This is a genomic window from Cytobacillus firmus (assembly GCF_023612095.1).
Lineage (GTDB): Bacteria > Bacillota > Bacilli > Bacillales > Cytobacillaceae > Cytobacillus.
Genome location: NZ_CP086235.1, coordinates 174,353 through 193,401, shown reverse-complemented (window position 1 = coordinate 193,401; position 19,049 = coordinate 174,353). Strand labels below are relative to the sequence as shown.

Here is a 19,049-nt window from a genome sequence, read left to right as displayed (position 1 = left end):
ACTTAGGCTAAGTGGTATAGGTACCTGTCACCCCTGCTATTAAATCTTCTCAATATTCACAAGGCAGTCATACAATGTGCTGCCAAGGCCGTTGTCCGATTCGCGGCTGGATGTAAGGTTATTGACGGGGCCGCCGAATTTTGCCCAGATCCCTTCATCGATATTGATGGTATCCGGATGGGCTTTTTTCATGATATGGACATAGCCATTCATTTCCCCGCGGTCATTCCACACTTTGACGTAATCGTTCTCCTGCAGGCCAAGCTTTTCGGCAATATTATCGGCAATTTCCACCTTTGCCTTTGGCTCCGGCTTCAATAGGTGATAATGCTGCGAATGGTTGGACCGGAGCGGATGAATCGTCAGCAGGGTAAAAGGAAACTGTTCGGCACGCTCTTTATCGGTCCATTTGGTTTCCCGTGGAAGAGCGAGTGTCAGCCTGCTTTCGGAACCCTTTCGGAACGAGGTAAATTCATATTTGCCGCTTGGTGTCTTGAACTGGCGGTCTCTCCAGGGCACCGTATCAACCGGAAGTTCCATATGGTGGGAATTCCGTAAGCTACCAAGTGTAATCCCCTGTTCTTTAAGCGTTCCAAGGCCCAGGCTGATGAATTCTTCTCTTGTAAAATCGAAATCGGCTCCGAATCCGAGTCGTTTGGCAAGCTCGGTCCATACCCATAAATCAGGCTTCGCTTCGCCTGGCGGTTCAGCCAACTTCGGGCCATGATTGACATAATGATGGTACATGGAAGAATAATAGAGATCTTCCTGTTCAAACACGGTTGCAACAGGCAGAACGTAATCTGCCATTTTAGCCGTGTCTGTCATAAACTGCTCCATCACAACAACGGTCTCAACAGATGCAAAAGCCTCGCGTACCCTTGAAGAGTCAGGCACCTGGGTTAAAGGATTTCCGCACGTAACGAAGATCATCTTAATCTCAGGATCTTTTGCTGTTAAAATCCCTTCTGCCTGCCGCATCATCGTAAATTGCCTGAAGGCTGTTTTCCGCTCAGGGAGGGTGAGGGCAGCCGCATCAAAGCTCTGTCCTACCTGTCTGTTGGCGTAGTTTGCACCGCCGCCCGGAATCCCGATATTGCCGCTCACGGCAATCAAAGCATCCATCAGCCTGATCGTATTCCCGCCGTTTTCGTAGCGCTGCATGCCCAGGCCAAAGAAAGTGGACACGGGGCGATTGCCATACACCGCTGCAAGCTCGGTCATCACTTCAGCAGGCACTTCCGTTTTCTCTGCGATTTCCTCAAGCGTTACACTTTCGAGCAATTCAATCAAATCTTCAAAACCAACTGAATAGGTATCTATGAAACTTCTATCTTCCAATCCCAGACGGAGCATTTCCTTCATGATGCCGGCCGCAAGCCAGCCATCCATCCCCGGCTTGATGGAAAAATAGCGGTCGGCCATTTTAGCCGTCGCATTATAAATCGGATCAATCACATATAATTTGGCACCCTGTTTCTTTGCCTCCTGCAGCCTTTGATACAGGTGCATATTGGTGCGGGCAACATTTCTGCCCCAGACAACAATGTGCCTGCTGTTCAAAATATCTTCAGGAGCATGGCTGTACGCATCTCCGAAATCTGAGCTCTGAGCCTCAATGCCGGCTCCCCAGCAGATTGACCCTACTAATTCAGTCACGCCGCCATAGCAGTTGAAAAAGCGCTGATCCAGGTTCGTCAGCAAACCGCCATTGGCATAATCATGGCTGTGAAGAATTGAAGTGGTTCCAGCCGTTTCTTTTAGCTCCTTCATTTTCAGGGAAATATCGTGCAAAGCCTGCTCCCAGGAAATGGGCATAAATTCTCCATTTACCTTTTTCAGCGGATGAAGCAGGCGCTCTAGAGAAATGGTTCTGCTTTCAAGCATTCTGCCGCGGCCGCAAATTTTCCCCTTTGTGATCGGATGGTCCGGATCGCCATCTACCTTTGTTACTTTACCATCATCCACGGTTACCTGAAAGCCGCAGCTGTCCCAGCAGTTAAGGGGACAGGCTGACTTAAATGTTTGTGCCACCAATCTCATCTCCCTGCAGTTTGTCTCTTATTCCTCATGCTTAACAAGAATTTTCTTCATCTTGCGGGCGAATTCCCTTCTTGGGATCATTACGCTGTGTCCGCAGCCTTCGCACTTAATGCGGATATCTGCTCCCATCCGAATGATTTTCCATTTGTTTACCCCGCATGGGTGAGGCTTTTTCATTTCCACGACATCATGTAAATCAAATTCTTTTTGCTCCATGTTTATCCCTCCGCATTCAGTTTTGGGTTATCCTGCTCATTCCGTGTGTACATCACAAGGCGCGGGAACGGAATTTCAATGCCATGCTCATCTAAACAAAGCTTAATTTCCTTCCGCAGCTGGCGCGCTATATAAAAATGCCTCATGGGCAGTGTCTCCGAAACAACTCTCAGAACCACTTCCGAAGCAGCCAGGTTCTGAACTCCAAGGATTTCCGGTGTTTTCACCATATCCTCATACTTCTCAGGCAGCTTCTCAAACAGCTCCTGCAAAACCTTTTCGGCTTTTACAATATCGCCTTCATACGAAATCTTGACATCCACAAATGCCACACTATTATTTAATGAAAAATTGGTCACCTGCATAATGCTTCCGTTGGGGAGGATGTGAACCTCACCCGTCCAATTCTTAATCTTCGTCGTCCGAAGTCCGATTTCTTCCACTGTACCTTCAAATTGATCAACCCGGATATAATCCCCAACCGAAAACTGATCTTCGAAAATAATGAAAAATCCGGTGATAATATCCTTTACAAGGCTCTGTGCTCCAAACCCGACAGCCAACCCGACGATTCCGGCACCGGCCAAAAGGGCTTTTACATCAATTGTCAGCACCGATAAGATCATGATCGCCGCAACGAAAAACACCACATAGGTGAGCATATTCTCCAGCAGCTTCAAAAGGGTGGCTTCCCTGCGCTCTGAGATTCGCAGCCTGGACGGCGTTCTCAGCTTAAAAATATTGCGGATCGCCAGCTTCCCGATCCTGATCAGGATGCTCGTCACAATCAGAATGGCCACAATCTTAAAAATGCCTTCCCCGATCGTGATCCAGGTTTCTTCATTCGAAATCTTATCTATCATACTGTGCATCATAATTTCAATAGGACTCATGGTTTCACCTGCTCATTTTTAGTGAAAATATATAAAAGCGGAAGGCGCCCGCTTATCGGCGACAAGCTTAGACCCGAGAGCCGATGGCGCCTGGAGCTGGACAGTTATCGCGTTCAAAATTTCCAGTCTTTATCTTGAATGAATTATACTGCATCTCGTCCCTCAGTGCGAATCCCTCTGTAAAACAAAATTATTTTATCAATTTTTCTCATGGCTTAACAGTTAAAAAACCGGTTGTTTAACGATTAAATAATACAGGTATGTATAGATTACACAAAAATTCCGTATACTGTTAAAAACGTATAAATACTTGTTTTTCGGGCATGGCAAGGATTAAAGAGGGAGTGGACCTATATGAACTTCAAACCAAACTTGTTTGATAAAAAAGGCGGGGCTTCTGCCAGAATCTCGCATGAAGAAACAAACTCTGCAGAAAAATTGGCTGCTGAACTGAAGAATATTCTGTCTGCGGGCATCGGCTGCCGTCCCATCGTTTTTGTCTGCATTGGCACAGACCGCTCTACAGGCGATTCATTAGGTCCGCTGGTCGGCACACTCCTTGAGGAAAAATCCATGTCATCTTTCCATGTGTACGGAACACTGGAGGACCCGATCCATGCCGTGAACCTTGAGGAAAAACTGAACGAAATCAAAAAGAAGCACTTTAACCCCTTTATCATCGGAATCGATGCATGCCTCGGCCGTCTGAAGAGCGTCGGAGTCATCCAAATTGGAGAAGGCCCGGTCAAACCGGGTGCCGGAGTCAATAAAGACCTGCCGGAAGTAGGGGACATGCACATCACCGGCATCGTCAACGTCAGTGGATTCATGGAATTCTTCGTCCTCCAGAACACCAGACTCAATCTCGTCCTGAAAATGGCGAAAACCATCGCGGAGGGCATCTATGAAGCCAGCCTGACCCACCAGACAGCGCCGGCATGGCCTGCATTTAAGTGGGAACTGAACCGTGAACAAACACCTTAATAGAGTGGAAAGCCGCAGGGGAGTGAGCCTGCGGTTTTTTGTTGGGCAGGGGAGGGGGATTGTGCATACATCCGTTTTGTGGGCGGGGTCCTTCATGTTTTCGCGCTCGTCCTGCTCTCTGTTTTGATCGTCAATTCCGTTTTCTGTAACGAGGAAGTGTGGCAAATGTGAGATAAAATTAGAAACTTGTTAGATAAACTTCAAAATTTGCTAGATAAATTCACATACATGCTAGATAAAACCCAAATCATGCTAGATATATTCACAAACCTGTTATAAACCGCCAAGCACGCTCATTTTCCCGGAAAAACTGCTGACTTGAGCACAAACCTCGCACACTTAATTCGTGATTCCGCGCGGCTCCAGCCAGATTTAACACCATTCCAGCAAAAAAATGCACCGCAAGCACACCAGCGACCGTGCTTACGATGCACATCCCTTCATCTAAAAATAAATCCCATAAAAATAAACAACCGACACAATAATTCCCGTAACCACAATTCCCGGAAGCAGGTTCGCCACGCGAATTTTCGTAATGCCTGTCAAATTCAGCCCAATCGCAAAAATCATGATTCCTCCTGTTGCGGTCATTTCCTTGATAAAGCTGTCCATCAGAAGCTGGGGGACAAACCGGTCGATTTGGGTGGCAAATAGGGCAATGAGTCCTTCATACAGCATCACCGGAAAAGCTGAGAAGAGCACACCGATCCCTAATGTAGTCGTTAAGATGAGGGAGGTGAAGCCGTCGATAATCGATTTGGTATAAAGCACGGAGTGATCGCCGCGGATGCCGCTGTCAAGCGCTCCGATAATGGCCATAGCACCGATGACAAAGATCAGCGTAGCGGTTACGAAGCCCTGCGAAATGCTGCCTTGGCCTTTCGAGCCAATTTTGCTTTCAAGCCAATCGCCAAGCTTGTTGAGCTTATCTTCGAGAGCAAAATACTCTCCAATCACCGTTCCGAACACAAGGCTCAAAATCACCACGAGGAAATTCTCGCTTTTAAAGCCCATTTGCAGGCCGAGCACCATGACCGCAAGGCCAATTGCATGCATGACAGTGCCCTTCATATTTTCGGGAATGCGATGGAGCAATTTCCCGAGCAGTGTTCCAATAATAATCAATAATCCATTCACAAGTGTACCCAGTAGAAACATACTCTTCACCTTATTATTTCGCAATGCGAATTATTTTCTATTAAAATTACCACGAATGGCCTGAGCCTACAATCCTTTTTTATAAAATCCTGTAAAAAAATAAACCATCATAAAGATGGCTTACTGATGTGTTTCTAAAAGCTCCATAATGCGTTCCAAATCTTCTTTTGAGAAAAATTCAATCTCAATTTTCCCTTTGTTTTTGGTCTGTTTAATATGGACGGTCGTCCCGAAGCGTTCCCTGAGGGAGGATTCGCGTTCCTTAATGAAGATATCCTTTTGGACTGCCGGCTTTTTCGTTTCACGTGAAACATCGTTCAGCTGCTGAATCAGCTGTTCAAGCTGACGGACATTTAAGCCGTCTTTAACTGTTTTTTCAACAAGCGCCTGCAGCTTTTCTTTTTTCGCAGCCCCAATAGCGCCCTTCCGTGTCCCATGGAAATTTTGCCTTCTGAAATCAGTCCTTGTATGGTCGGTGGAAGGGATAGCAGGCGAATATGGTTGGCAATATGCGGCCGGCTTTTTCCCAGGCGCTTGGCCAATTCCTCCTGTGTCACCTTGAGCTTCTCCATCAGCAGCTGGTAGGCAGCCGCTTCTTCAATCGGCGTCAGGTCTTCACGCTGCAGATTTTCAAGCACAGCGAGCTCCATCATCTGCTGTTCAGTCAGTTCTCTTACAACAACAGGAACTTTCTCCAGGCTGGCTTCTTTTGCTGCCCGGTAGCGGCGCTCTCCGACAACAATTTCATAGCCCTTGATGCTTTTGCGGACGATGATCGGCTGCAGAATTCCATGTTCAAGGATGGATTGCTTCAATTCCTCGATGGCTTCCTTTTCAAACACCTTGCGCGGCTGATAAGGGTTTGGACGAATGTCCTTTATTTTTACTTCCTGTACGGTTTCTTCACTTTCGGTTTCAGCATTATTGAAAAAAGCATTCAGACCTTTTCCCAGACCTTTAGCCATTTGAAACCACTTCCTTTGCCAGTTCTAAATATACTTCAGCTCCGCGTGACTTCGGATCATAAGTAATGATAGGTTCTCCATGGCTCGGAGCCTCTCCCAGCCGCACATTGCGGGGGATGATTGTTTTATAGACTTTATCCTGAAAATATTTTTTCACTTCTTCAATGACCTGAATGCCGAGATTTGTCCGGGCATCAAGCATTGTCAGCAGAACGCCTTCGATTTTCAAATCATGGTTCAGATGCTTCTGCACAAGGCGGACAGTGTTCAGAAGCTGGCTCAGCCCTTCCAGTGCATAGTACTCGCACTGCACGGGTATGATTACGGCATCTGAAGCGGTAAGCGAATTAATTGTCAGTAATCCGAGGGAAGGAGGACAGTCAATAATCACATAATCAAAGTTTCCTTTTACTTCCTCAAGAGCCCTCTTTAATCTGACTTCCCGTGAGATCGTCGGCACCAGTTCAATTTCTGCGCCTGCCAGCTGAATGGTTGCCGGGATGGCGTATAAGTTCTCTACCGAAGTGGGTTTAATGACCTTTGATGCTTCCACATCATCCACGAGGACGTCATAAATGCAATGATCGACATCCGCTTTTTCAATGCCGATTCCGCTTGTGGCATTGCCCTGCGGATCAATGTCGACCAGCAGCACTTTCTTGCCTATGTATGCCAGGCATGCGCCAAGATTGACGGAAGAGGTCGTTTTGCCGACTCCGCCTTTCTGGTTCGCAACGGCTATAATCTTGCCCACAGTATCACCTGCTTTCATCTATCAATATTCCAATCTATCTATCTGTGAATTCATTCATATCGTTAAATCACGTAGTCTATTTTATCACGAAAAACAGGGCAGAATATTTTTTTTGCAAAAAATAAGAAGATTCTAATAGTCTTTTTATCGTCCTTCAAAAAAAACGCGAAAAATAAAACAGGGAGCCCCCGCTTTATTTCTCGCGTGAAAAAATTATTTCTTTTTAGGGATCTTGATCGTGATTTGATAAAATTCATCAAATTCTTCTTCTTCGGAATCAAGATTAATGCCGCTGTCAGAAACCATGGATAGAGATTGCCTGATCGTGTTGACCGCAATTCTCATATCCTTGCTGAAAGCCTTTCGTTTCGGCTTCGGCTTTGGATTTTTCTGTTCAAGAATTTTGACAACCCGGTCTTCCGTCTGCTTCACATTGAGATTCTTTTCCACAATCTCCTGCAGCAGGGCGACCTGCTTCTCCGGGTCCTTCAGCGGGATGAGTGAACGGGCATGCCGCTCTGTAATTAATTTGTTTAACAATGCTTCCTGGACAGGCTGCGGCAATTTCAGCAGCCGAAGCTTGTTGGCAACGGTTGACTGGCCTTTTCCAAGGCGCTGTGCCAATGCCTCCTGTGTCAGGCTATGCAGCTCTAAAAGTTTTCCGTAGGCAACAGCTTCTTCAATCGGGGATAATTCTTCCCTTTGAAGATTTTCAATTAAAGCTACTGAAGCCGTTTCGGTATCGCTGAGATTTTTGACAATAGCCGGAGCTTCTTCCCAGCCCAGTTTTTTCATGGCCCGGTATCTGCGCTCACCGGCTATGATTTCAAACTGGCCATCCTCAAATTCCCGTACGACGATTGGCTGGATGATTCCATGTGTATGGATCGTCCGGGAAAGCTCTTCTATTTTTTCATCATCAAATACCGTTCTTGGCTGGAAACGGTTGGGGACGATTTGATCAATAGGAATTTTCTTAACTTCTTCTCTGTCGCTTAAGTCTTCAACAATATCCAGCTGTTCTTCTGCTGGTTTTTCCGCTGTAACTTGTTCTCCCTTTTCGCCTAGGCCAAAAAAGCGTGAGAAAGAATGCTTCATCACCCTGCACCACCTTTACGAAACTCCCTATAACATATTCTCTATCATCATGACAAATCCTGCCGGACAGGAGCAATATAAATATCTGGAAAAATCGAAACGTTTACACCATTATGTCATACAATGGCAAATTGCGCACCCTATTCAATTGGTGTTTTATTGGGTGTCCCCGGCTTTCGCGGGTACTTTTTAGGAGTGCTCTTTTCTTTTTTTATGATTAAAATATTGCGCTCACTTTCTTCCTCAGGCAGCGTGAACGTGTGGGAATCCACAAGTCTTCCGCCCAGAACCGAGACGGCCTTTTTGCCGGCATCCAGTTCTTCCTGTGCGCTGGCGCCCTTCATAGCCACAAATGTGCCTCCTGTTTTAGCCAGCGGCAGACACAGCTCGCTTAAAACGGATAATCTGGCAACAGCTCTTGCTGTCACCACATCAAAAGACTCACGGTATTCCTTGTTCTGGCCAAAGGTTTCCGCACGGTCATGGATAAAGCGGACATTCTCAAGCTCCAGCTTTTTCGCCAGATGCTCCAGAAAACCGATGCGTTTATTAAGCGAGTCAACGATCGTAATATGTAAACCAGGAAAAGCAATTTTAATCGGTATGCTCGGGAAGCCTGCCCCTGCACCGACATCACAGACCGTTAGCGGCTGGCTGAAGTCAAAGTAAAAAGCCGCGCTTATGGAGTCATAGAAGTGCTTTAAATACACATCTTCCTTTTCCGTAATGGCTGTTAAATTCATTTTTTCGTTCCATTCCACCAGCGTGGAATAGTATGTGTCATATTGCTGCAATTGCTGTGGCGAAAGGGCAATCCCCTTCGCCGCCAGCATTTCAGTAAATTGTTCGGTATTCATTTAGTAATCCTTTCCGTTCTCTGACATAATCGGATTTTCCTCTTTACTCAGCTGAAACTCGTGCAATTCTCCCCTGTTCTAAATAAACAAGCAAAATGGAGATATCTGCAGGATTAACTCCGGAAATTCGCGAAGCCTGTGCGAGAGACAGCGGCCTTACTTCCTTCAGCTTTTGTCTTGCTTCGGAAGCCAGTCCGTTAATATCATCATAATCGATGTTTTCAGGGACCTTTTTGTTTTCCATTTTCTTAAGACGCTCTACCTGCTGAAGGGACTTTTCAATATAGCCTTCATACTTAATCTGGATCTCTACCTGCTCGGTTACATCGGGATCAAGCGCAGTTTCAGCCGGAGCGAGCTGCCCGATATGCTCATATGTCATTTCCGGACGCTTCAGCAGATCTGAGGCGCGGATGCCGTCTTTCAGCTCGCTTCCGCCCTGGCTTTTGATCAGCTCCTGCACGTCAGAAGCAGGCTTGATGAAGATGCTCTTAAGACGTGCTTTTTCGTCTTCTATCGCCTGCTTTTTCAGCTGGAATCTTTCATAGCGTTCTTCACTGATCAGACCGACTTTGCGGCCAAGCTCTGTTAAACGCAGGTCGGCATTATCATGGCGAAGCAACAGACGGTATTCCGCTCTTGAAGTCAGTAGACGGTAAGGCTCGTTCGTGCCTTTGGTTACAAGGTCATCAATCAGGACGCCAATATAAGCATCTGAACGGCTTAAAATGACTTCTTCCTTATCCAGCGATTTCAATCCGGCATTCATGCCTGCCATTAAACCTTGTCCGGCAGCTTCTTCATAACCGGACGTCCCGTTAATCTGGCCGGCCGTATAAAGATTTTTCACCTTTTTAGTTTCCAGTGTCGGCCATAATTGCGTTGGGACGATGGAATCATATTCAATCGCATAGCCGGCACGCATCATCTGCACCTTTTCAAGCCCAGGGATCGTTCTGAGAATCTGCTGCTGCACATCCTCAGGCAAGCTTGTTGAAAGCCCCTGCACGTATACTTCCTGAGTATTGCGGCCTTCAGGCTCAAGGAAAATCTGATGGCGCGGCTTATCGTTAAAGCGGACAACCTTATCTTCAATGGACGGGCAATAGCGTGGACCAGTTCCTTTGATCATGCCGGAGTACATTGGCGAGCGATGAAGATTATTGTCGATCAATGTATGCGTTTCTTCATTGGTATACGTCAGCCAGCATGGGAGCTGGTCTGTAATATACTTGGTTGTTTCATAGGAAAAAGCTCTTGGCACATCATCGCCAGGCTGGATTTCCGTTTTGCTGTAATCAATGGTGTGGCTGTTGACGCGCGGCGGCGTTCCAGTTTTAAAACGGACAAGATCAAAGCCAAGCTCCTGCAGATGCTCTGAGAGCTTAATGGATGGCTGCTGGTTATTAGGGCCGCTTGAGTACTTCAGTTCACCAAGGATAATTTCCCCTCTTAAGAAGGTTCCGGTCGTAATGACGACCGCTTTGGAATGATACACGGCGCCTGTCTGGGTGACAACGCCCCTGCATTCTCCATCTTCAACAATCAGATGTTCAACCATTCCCTGAATAAGCGTCAGGTTCCGTTCATTTTCCAGTGTTTTTTTCATTTCATGCTGATAGGTGAACTTATCGGCCTGTGCTCTTAATGCACGTACGGCAGGCCCTTTTCCTGTGTTCAGCATACGCATCTGAATATGGGTTTTATCAATGTTCTTGCCCATTTCTCCGCCAAGGGCATCGATTTCCCTTACGACGATTCCTTTTGCAGGTCCCCCAACTGACGGGTTACATGGCATAAAGGCTACCATATCCAGGTTGATTGTAATCATTAATGTCTTTGCGCCGAGGCGGGCCGAAGCAAGGCCTGCTTCCACACCCGCGTGTCCGGCTCCGACTACTATGACATCATAACTTCCAGCTTCATATGTCATGATGCGGCCTCCTTTGCTGCAATCAGGCAAGCCACAGACCCAGGCTCAATAGAGGCTGAACCGGCCGATTGCAAAAGTTAAAAAATCTATTATCCGCTGCGTCAGCTGACACAGCTCTCTTAAATCATCTATTTTCCTAAACAGAACTGCGAGAATAACTGGTCAATCAGGCTTTCATGGACACTTTCCCCAATAATTTCACCAAGCAGCTCCCATGTTCTTGTCAAATCAATCTGCACAATATCAATCGGTGTTCCCATCTCAACACCCTGCATCGCTTCATCAATGGCATTTTGCGCCTGATTCAACAGGGCAATATGGCGGGTATTGGATACATACGTCATATCCCCGGCTTCGATGGAGCCTGCAAAGAATAAAGAAGCAATGGCTTCCTCAAGATCGTCGACTCCCTGGTCTTCCAATAAAGAGGTTGTCACCAGTTTATGATGCTTCGAAAGCTCGCGGACGCGATTCATGTCGATCTTTTGATTAAGGTCGGTTTTATTGACAATCACAATAACGTCCATGCCTTCGACCGCTTTAAATATATTTTCATCCTCAGACGTCAATTCATCCGAGTAATTGAGCACGAGCAAAATTAAATCTGCTTCCTTTAAAACCTGTCTCGATTTTTCGACACCGATCCGTTCGACGATATCTTCCGTTTCACGAATGCCGGCTGTATCCACCAGACGGAGCGGCACTCCTCTGACATTCACATATTCTTCAATAACATCACGGGTGGTGCCCGGTATATCAGTCACAATCGCCTTATTTTCGTGAACAAGGCTATTCAATAAGGAAGATTTCCCAACGTTTGGCCGTCCAACGATGACCGTGGAAAGTCCTTCACGCAGTATTTTCCCCTGCTGTGAGGTTTGAAGGAGCTTTTCGATCTCTTTCTTTACATAGGAAGCCTTCTCCATCAGCATATGATGGGTCATTTCCTCGACATCATCGTATTCCGGATAGTCGATATTGACTTCCACGTGAGCCAGGATCTCCAGAATTTCCTGCCGAAGCTTCCCAATAAGCTTTGACAGCCTTCCTTCCATCTGGCCAAGTGCCACGTTCATTGCCCGGTCCGTCTTGGCGCGAATCAGATCCATGACCGCTTCTGCCTGTGATAAATCAATCCGTCCGTTCAAGAAGGCGCGCTTTGTAAATTCACCCGGCTCAGCAAGCCTTGCACCATTATTCAGCAAAAGCTGCAGCACGCGATTCACGGAAACCAGTCCGCCATGGCAGTTGATTTCTATGACATCTTCCTTCGTAAAGGTTTTCGGTCCCTTCATAGCTGAAACCATCACTTCTTCAGCAATCTCTTCAGTTTTCGGGTCAACAATATGTCCATAATGAATGGTATGGGACGCCACATTCTTCAGCCGCTTGCCTCCTACCCCTCTGAAAAGAAGGTCCGCAATGTCAAATGCCTGATCCCCGCTCAGGCGGACAATGGCAATGGCTCCTTCTCCCATCGGCGTAGATATCGCAGCGATTGTATCGAATTCCAATTCATTCACCTCTCTTTTCTTCTTACTTCCATCTATATAAAAAATGAATCCTGCTTTCGATTCCCCAAATTAATAGAATATCACAAGGCTTTTTTTTAGAAAAGCATATCAGCCGCATTTCCGGCTTGTCCATCAGTTCAGCATGTTACTTATCAACATCCCGCTTCATGTCAGCGAGCGAAAAAATTATCCACACGTCTCATAATTAATATGCTCTATTTTAACTTATCCACATGTGAATAACAATAAAACCAATTGAGATTTAATAATTTGCAGGGCTTTGACGGAGAACGACAAAAAAATCCCAATCCGGAATGGATTGGGATTTTGCGTAATGAGTAATTTATGTTTTGGACGTTGATAACTGTCCAGCTACAGCGCCTACCCCCTCGAGGTCACAAGCCAATCCTCCCAAAAGGCAAAGAACGCCTTTCCGGGAGGCTCGTCTTGTGCTTGTCGGGGGTGGACAAGGCGCTTCCGCTTTTCTTGCTATCTTGTTCTGGCTGGTGCAATGACGATATGGCGATGCGGGTCATTGCCATCCGAATAGGTTTTGATTCGCTTATTATTTACGAGAGCGGTATGGATCACTTTGCGTTCATAGGAAGGCATAGGCTCCAGCGCAATTTCTTTTCCCGTCTTCAAAGCTTTTTGAGCAAGCCTTTCAGCCAGTTGAATCAGGGTATCCTGGCGTCTTTTCCGGTAATCCTCTGCATCGACCACCACATTTAAGTACTGCTCGGCATAGCGGTTGATGACCAGCTGTGTCAAATACTGGAGAGAATTGAGCGTTTGCCCTCTTTTTCCGATTAAAAGAGCTATCTTTTCGCCGGATAAGATAAATTGAACATTTTTTCCCTCACGTAATGTTTCAATTTCGATGGGCACGCCCATTTTTGCACTGACATCTTTAAGGAATTTTTCCGCTTCCTCAATCGGATCAGGCTTTTTCACAGCTTTCACCACGGCCGGCCGGGATCCGAAAATCCCGAAAACGCCTTTTTTACCTTCATCAACAATAGTAATCTCTAAGCGGTCTTCTGTTGTGTTTAATTGAGCTAAAGCTGACTCTACTGCTTCCTTGACGGTTTGTCCTGTAGCAGTTACTTGTTTCACTTTTTGGCTCCTCCTGCATTTCCGGCCGCTGCAGCTTTCAGGTCCGGACCTTTAATGAAATACGTTTGAATGATCATGAAGATATTACCCACTACCCAGTATAAAGAAAGAGCTGCCGGGAAGTTAATGGCAAAAACAACGATCATAATCGGCATTAGATAAAGCATCATTTTCATTTGTGCAGCCATTTGCCCTGTGTGCTGCGTGCCTGCCATCATCATTTTCTGCTGAATGAACGTTGTCACACCTGCAATTAAAGGCAATAAGTAAATTGGATCCGGAGAACCAAGGTCAAACCAAAGGAAATTATGGTTTGCAATTTCGCGCGTACGTGTAATTGCATGGTAGAAACCGATCAGGATCGGCATTTGAATCACTAGCGGGAAACATCCTGCAAGCGGATTAACGCCGTGCTTTTGGAATAAAGCCATTGTTTCCTGCTGCAGCTTCTGCTGGGTTTTCTGGTCTTTCGAGCTGTATTTTTCACGAAGCTTCTGCATTTCTGGCTGAATCGCCTGCATCGCTTTTGAACTTCTCGTTTGTTTAATCATTAATGGCAGGATCACAAGACGGATAATGATCGTCACCATAATGATCGATAGTCCATAGCTGCCGCCTGCAAATTCCGCTACCTTAATAATAAACAGCGAAAGCGGGTAGACAATATACTCGTTCCAAAAGCCTTTGCTATCAGACGTAATCGGCTGGTTGATTTCTGTACAGCCCGATAAAAGGGCCATCACAAACACTAAACCGATTAGTAGGAATATTCGTTTCTTCAACCGTTTTTTCCTCCTTAATTGCTCCTGATAATAGTCTGGATTTCATTTGCTCATCCCCCGGCCAGAGGGACATGCTCATATGTATCTTATTTTAACATCTTTTAAAATGAAGTGCTTCATAATAAAGATAGATAACGATTATTTGTTTTTAGTATTTCCAAGTCCCGGTTTATTCAAAACCCGCGAAACCTTCAATACATGGATCAGACTCTTTTTCACTTCATGAAAATCCATTTCTGCCACCGGTTTCCTTGCAATGACGATCAGATCATATTGCGGCTTTACTTCTTCCTCCAGTTCTAAAAATGCCTGGCGGATATACCTTTTGATCTGGTTTCTCATGACGGCATTGCCAATTTTTTTGCTGACAGAAAGCCCGATGCGAAAATGACTCTGCTCCTCTTTTCTCAAGATGTAAACGACAAATTGGCGGTTGGCGAATGACTTTCCCTTTTTAAAGGCCTCTTGAAATTCTTTATTCTTTTTTACACGGAACTCTTTTTTCATGTCATCACCTACTCAGAAAAGCGCAAGCGCCTAGGGCCACCCTGCATCTTCTTGAGGGGGCTGGCGCTGGAGCTAGACATTATCTAATTTGGACATTTATCTTTACATGGAAAAAAAGACCACTGACGTTTCAGTGGCCTAAGCAGATAATACTTTTCTTCCTTTGCGGCGGCGGCGAGCTAGAACGTTACGTCCTGTCGGAGAGCTCATGCGGCTGCGGAAACCATGAACCTTGCTTCTTTTACGCTTGTTTGGTTGATAAGTTCTTTTCATATATGACACCTCCCTGAGGAATTGCTGTTAAAGACAGTCTTTCTAATTATATAGATGTAACTAGAAAATTGTCAACTATGCATATAAGTCAATCTGCCTTCAATGGCAAAGAAATAGTAGTTTGAACCTGGCTTCCTCTCATTGCTTCTCTTTTTCTTTTTTACAAATCTGAAAGAACCCACTCAGAAAGTTTACCTTCTTTTTGCCTGAATGTCATCCTAAAATTTCATTTTTCCACGTTTTTCTCATTTCTCCATTGTAAAAGCTTTTCTTGGAGACTGCAAATTTTCCCTGACACGGGCATGATTGGTCCGCTAAAAAGGCAATTACATTCCAAGTCCATTGGAATAGAATTCCCCCTCAAAAAAGGGCTGTGGATAAAATTTCGACAAGTTTTTTATTATCCACATCACATATTGACAGGTTTTGCACACAACCAGTGGCTGTGGACAATTTTTATGAACAGGGATGGGTATGTTGTGGATAAGGGTTTAAAAAGCATTGCAGTTAAAAGCATTATCTGTTATCATAATTGTGTTTTCACACTTAATAAATCATTGTGCATATCTTCGTTATCCACAGATTGTGGATAACATGTGGACAGGTTATCCAAGGGGTTTGTAAAAGTTTGTCCACAGACAGTGGATACTGTCGAAATTCCACTTTACTTCCTTATTATATGATTTTCCACATAAACAGTTTCGTATATTTATAAACTTCAGGGTTATACAGCGTGTATAACCTATCGTTTTTGTGGCGCGAAACAAAGAAAAAGCAGAGATGTCTACGTATAGACATTTGAGCTTGAACGTAATTTAATATTAATTTTAGATGGAAAAGGAGGGATATCATTGGAAAATATTGCGGATCTTTGGAATAATGCTCTGGCCAATATCGAGAAAAAAATCAGCAAGCCCAGTTTTGACACATGGCTGAAATCGACAAAGGCGCATTCTCTGCAGGGAGACACTTTAGTCGTTAAGGCCCCGAATGAGTTTGCCCGTGACTGGCTTGAAGAGCGTTATTCCCAGCTGATCTCCGGAATTCTTTATGACATTACCGGTGAAGAATTAGGAGTGAAATTCATCATTCCGCAAAATCAGAGTGAAGAAGAAATCGATCTTCCTCTTCCGCCAAAAAAGAAAAAGCAGGATGAAGAACAGCCGGAACTGCCTTTAACGATGCTGAACCCGAAGTATACATTCGACACGTTTGTCATCGGATCCGGAAACCGATTCGCCCATGCAGCTTCACTAGCTGTAGCAGAGGCACCGGCGAAGGCATATAATCCTTTATTTATTTATGGGGGAGTTGGACTCGGAAAAACTCACCTTATGCACGCAATCGGCCATTATGTATTAGATCATAATCCTTCAGCTAAAGTCGTATACTTATCTTCCGAGAAATTTACGAACGAATTTATTAACTCGATCCGAGATAACAAAGCGGGCGATTTCCGCGATAGATATCGAAATGTGGATGTTCTTCTTATCGATGATATTCAGTTTTTGGCTGGAAAAGAACAGACGCAGGAGGAATTTTTCCATACTTTTAATACATTGCATGAAGAAAGCAAGCAGATCATTATTTCAAGTGACCGTCCTCCAAAAGAAATACCGACACTGGAAGACCGTCTCCGCTCCAGATTTGAATGGGGACTAATTACTGACATTACACCTCCTGACCTTGAAACGCGTATTGCCATACTGCGTAAAAAGGCCAAAGCAGAGGGACTTGATATTCCTAATGAGGTTATGCTTTATATTGCCAATCAGATTGATTCCAACATCCGTGAGCTTGAAGGTGCTCTGATTCGTGTAGTAGCATACTCCTCTTTAATAAATAAAGATATTAATGCCGACCTTGCTGCAGAAGCTTTAAAGGATATTATTCCAAGCTCCAAGCCAAAGGTCATTACCATCCTTGAAATCCAAAGGGTGGTTGGGGAACATTTTAATGTAAAGCTTGAGGATTTTAAGGCGAAGAAACGAACAAAGTCTGTCGCATTCCCCCGTCAGATTGCCATGTATTTGTCCCGGGAGTTAACCGACTTTTCTCTGCCTAAAATAGGAGAGGAATTTGGCGGAAGGGACCATACGACCGTCATTCACGCCCATGAAAAAATATCAAAGATGCTTCAGTCTGATTCACAATTTGAAAAACAGCTGAAAGAAATCAATGAAATGCTCAAGGTATAATGTGTATAACTTGACCTGACTTACACACAGTCTGTCCACATGTGGATAGGCTGTGTTTCCTTTCGAAAAATGCAGTTATCCACATACTAACAGGCCCTACTAGTACTTCTACTATTTTTTTATAAAAAATATATATATTCAATACGCCATTAAAATATGCTTGGAGGATTTAAAAAATGAGATTTATAATCCAGCGCGACCAGTTGGTCCAAAGCGTCCAGGATGTTATGAAAGCTGTAACAAGCAGAACGACTATTCCCATCTTAACGGGGATTAAAATCGTTGCATCTGAAGAAGGAGTTACATTAACGGGAAGCGACTCTGATATTTCCATTGAATCTTTTATTCCTAAAGAAGAAGACGGAAAAGAAATTGTTGAGATCAAACAGCCTGGTGCCATCGTGCTCCAAGCGAAGTTCTTCAGTGAAATCGTTAAAAAGCTTCCGACTGACAGCGTGGAAATAAGCGTGGAAAACCATTTGCAGACAGTCATCCGCTCAGGTAAATCTGAATTCAATCTTAATGGCCTGGATGCTGAGGAATATCCGCACCTGCCTCAAATTGAAGAAGAAAAAATGTTTAAAATTCCTACGGACCTATTAAAAGCAATGGTTCGCCAAACCGTTTTCGCAGTGTCCACCTCAGAAACACGCCCTATCTTGACAGGTGTAAACTGGAAGGTGGAGAACGGCACATTAACCTGTATTGCAACAGATAGCCACAGATTGGCTTTGCGAAAAGCGCAGATCGAAACAACGGCCAGCGAAACCTACAATGTGGTTATTCCAGGAAAAAGCTTAAGTGAATTAAGCAAAATTCTAGATGACAACAATGATTTAATCGATATCGTTATTACGGAAAACCAGGTTCTCTTTAAAGCCGAGCATCTTCTGTTCTTCTCAAGGCTGCTTGAAGGGAATTATCCGGATACATCCAGACTGATCCCTTCAGACAGCAAAACAGATGTGGTCGTCAATACAAAAGAATTCCTGCAGGCTATTGACCGTGCCTCTTTACTTGCGAAAGAAGGCCGTAACAATGTGGTCAAGCTTTCTACAATCGATGGAGGTTTTATTGAAATTTCATCCAACACTCCTGAAGTCGGAAAAGTAGTCGAAGAAGTGCAGAGCAAATCCATAGAAGGCGAAGAACTAAAAATCTCCTTCAGCGCGAAATTCATGATGGATGCCCTAAAAGCACTCGAAGGCTCTGAAATTACCATCAGCTTCACCGGCGCCATGAGACCATTCATCATCAAACCGTTAAACGATGAATCAATACTCCAATTGATTCTGCCAGTTAGAACATATTAAGAAAAAGCTGCCGGCTGTGCCGGCGGCTTACTTTTTTACCGCCAGAATATTGGCCAATACCAAGGGAATAATGAAAATAACGGGCTGCAGACGACTTTTCTTTGTGTATCTGAGATTTATTTAGTAAAATAGAATATTAGATACCATTCTGAAATTGTTTTGCCAAAGTGCAGAAAAAACTGCAGCACTGGAAGTCGGACAATGGGAAAGAGTGAAAATATGACGGAAATTCAAATTGATACAGAATATATTACGCTGGGCCAATTTTTAAAAGCCTCAGATGTGATTCAAACAGGCGGAATGGCCAAATGGTTCCTGAGTGAATACGATGTCTTCGTCAACGGCGAGCAGGATCAAAGACGGGGAAGAAAGCTAAGAACCGGAGATAAAATCGAAATTCCGGATGTCGGTGAATTTACGATCGTCTAAACGCCGTTTTTAGCGT

The 19,049-nt window shown here is 44.8% G+C and carries 17 protein-coding genes and 1 pseudogene; 4 read left to right on the top strand and 14 right to left on the bottom strand.

The window, feature by feature from the left end; all coding sequences use genetic code 11:
- Nucleotides 1-39: 39 nt before the first annotated feature.
- The 3 genes from LLY41_RS01035 to LLY41_RS01025 are packed head-to-tail and all read right to left on the bottom strand — an operon-like array spanning nt 40 to nt 3,152.
- On the bottom strand, nt 40-2,034 hold the full coding sequence (locus tag LLY41_RS01035; RefSeq protein ID WP_304586680.1) for a molybdopterin-dependent oxidoreductase: 1,995 nt from the start codon (nt 2,032-2,034) through the stop codon (nt 40-42).
- Nucleotides 2,035-2,061: 27 nt separating this feature from the next.
- Entirely contained in the window at nt 2,062-2,259 is a 198-nt protein-coding gene (locus LLY41_RS01030) for a DUF951 domain-containing protein (protein ID WP_061793278.1), read from the bottom strand.
- A 2-nt stretch (nt 2,260-2,261) separates the two neighbouring features.
- Nucleotides 2,262-3,152: a mechanosensitive ion channel family protein gene (locus LLY41_RS01025; RefSeq protein ID WP_095245555.1), complete on the bottom strand. Its 891-nt coding sequence runs from the start codon at nt 3,150-3,152 to the stop codon at nt 2,262-2,264.
- A gap of 354 nt (nt 3,153-3,506) precedes the next feature.
- Here LLY41_RS01025 and yyaC point away from each other — a divergent pair, with 354 nt between their 5' ends.
- Entirely contained in the window at nt 3,507-4,136 is a 630-nt protein-coding gene (yyaC, locus tag LLY41_RS01020; RefSeq protein WP_304586679.1) for a spore protease YyaC, read from the top strand.
- A 444-nt stretch (nt 4,137-4,580) separates the two neighbouring features.
- Here the strand turns inward: yyaC and LLY41_RS01015 are convergent, their stop codons facing one another.
- From LLY41_RS01015 to rpmH, 11 genes and pseudogenes are all read right to left on the bottom strand, one after another.
- Nucleotides 4,581-5,294, bottom strand: coding sequence for a DUF554 domain-containing protein (locus LLY41_RS01015; RefSeq protein WP_076262927.1), 714 nt, complete (start codon nt 5,292-5,294; stop codon nt 4,581-4,583).
- 120 nt (nt 5,295-5,414) lie between these two features.
- Nucleotides 5,415-6,259 (bottom strand): annotated as a pseudogene (locus LLY41_RS01010) (ParB/RepB/Spo0J family partition protein).
- Nucleotides 6,252-7,013 (bottom strand): ParA family protein, encoded by a 762-nt coding sequence (locus LLY41_RS01005; protein ID WP_095245558.1) that lies wholly within the window; start codon nt 7,011-7,013, stop codon nt 6,252-6,254. The pseudogene LLY41_RS01010 and the gene LLY41_RS01005 overlap by 8 nt, the downstream one beginning before the upstream one ends.
- Before the next feature lie 213 nt (nt 7,014-7,226).
- Nucleotides 7,227-8,111 carry a nucleoid occlusion protein gene (gene noc / locus LLY41_RS01000; protein ID WP_304586678.1) on the bottom strand — a complete coding sequence of 295 codons (885 nt, stop codon included), beginning with the start codon at nt 8,109-8,111 and terminating at the stop codon, nt 7,227-7,229.
- 140 nt (nt 8,112-8,251) lie between these two features.
- A complete protein-coding gene (gene rsmG / locus LLY41_RS00995; protein ID WP_304586677.1) occupies nt 8,252-8,968 on the bottom strand; it encodes a 16S rRNA (guanine(527)-N(7))-methyltransferase RsmG in 717 nt (238 codons plus the stop codon).
- Nucleotides 8,969-9,011: 43 nt separating this feature from the next.
- Nucleotides 9,012-10,901, bottom strand: coding sequence for a tRNA uridine-5-carboxymethylaminomethyl(34) synthesis enzyme MnmG (gene mnmG, locus LLY41_RS00990; RefSeq protein ID WP_095245550.1), 1,890 nt, complete (start codon nt 10,899-10,901; stop codon nt 9,012-9,014).
- Nucleotides 10,902-11,029: 128 nt separating this feature from the next.
- Nucleotides 11,030-12,415, bottom strand: coding sequence for a tRNA uridine-5-carboxymethylaminomethyl(34) synthesis GTPase MnmE (mnmE, locus tag LLY41_RS00985; protein ID WP_095245549.1), 1,386 nt, complete (start codon nt 12,413-12,415; stop codon nt 11,030-11,032).
- A 489-nt stretch (nt 12,416-12,904) separates the two neighbouring features.
- Nucleotides 12,905-13,531: an RNA-binding cell elongation regulator Jag/EloR gene (gene jag, locus LLY41_RS00980; protein ID WP_095245547.1), complete on the bottom strand. Its 627-nt coding sequence runs from the start codon at nt 13,529-13,531 to the stop codon at nt 12,905-12,907.
- Complete coding sequence (gene spoIIIJ, locus LLY41_RS00975; RefSeq protein WP_095245546.1) at nt 13,528-14,313, bottom strand: YidC family membrane integrase SpoIIIJ; 786 nt, start codon at nt 14,311-14,313, stop codon at nt 13,528-13,530. The genes jag and spoIIIJ overlap by 4 nt, the downstream gene beginning before the upstream one ends.
- A 138-nt stretch (nt 14,314-14,451) precedes the next feature.
- Complete coding sequence (gene rnpA / locus LLY41_RS00970; protein WP_095245545.1) at nt 14,452-14,820, bottom strand: ribonuclease P protein component; 369 nt, start codon at nt 14,818-14,820, stop codon at nt 14,452-14,454.
- Between the two features lie 138 nt (nt 14,821-14,958).
- Nucleotides 14,959-15,093 (bottom strand): 50S ribosomal protein L34, encoded by a 135-nt coding sequence (gene rpmH, locus LLY41_RS00965; RefSeq protein ID WP_095245544.1) that lies wholly within the window; start codon nt 15,091-15,093, stop codon nt 14,959-14,961.
- Between the two features lie 851 nt (nt 15,094-15,944).
- Here rpmH and dnaA point away from each other — a divergent pair.
- The 3 genes from dnaA to yaaA all read left to right on the top strand — a co-directional run bounded on the left by dnaA (nt 15,945) and on the right by yaaA (nt 19,033).
- Nucleotides 15,945-17,291 carry a chromosomal replication initiator protein DnaA gene (gene dnaA, locus LLY41_RS00960; protein ID WP_095245543.1) on the top strand — a complete coding sequence of 449 codons (1,347 nt, stop codon included), beginning with the start codon at nt 15,945-15,947 and terminating at the stop codon, nt 17,289-17,291.
- A gap of 176 nt (nt 17,292-17,467) precedes the next feature.
- The gene (dnaN, locus tag LLY41_RS00955) at nt 17,468-18,604 is read left to right on the top strand and encodes a DNA polymerase III subunit beta (RefSeq protein WP_095245542.1); all 1,137 of its coding nucleotides are present in this window, start codon (nt 17,468-17,470) and stop codon (nt 18,602-18,604) included.
- Between the two features lie 201 nt (nt 18,605-18,805).
- Complete coding sequence (gene yaaA / locus LLY41_RS00950; RefSeq protein ID WP_370460181.1) at nt 18,806-19,033, top strand: S4 domain-containing protein YaaA; 228 nt, start codon at nt 18,806-18,808, stop codon at nt 19,031-19,033.
- Nucleotides 19,034-19,049: the final 16 nt, after the last annotated feature.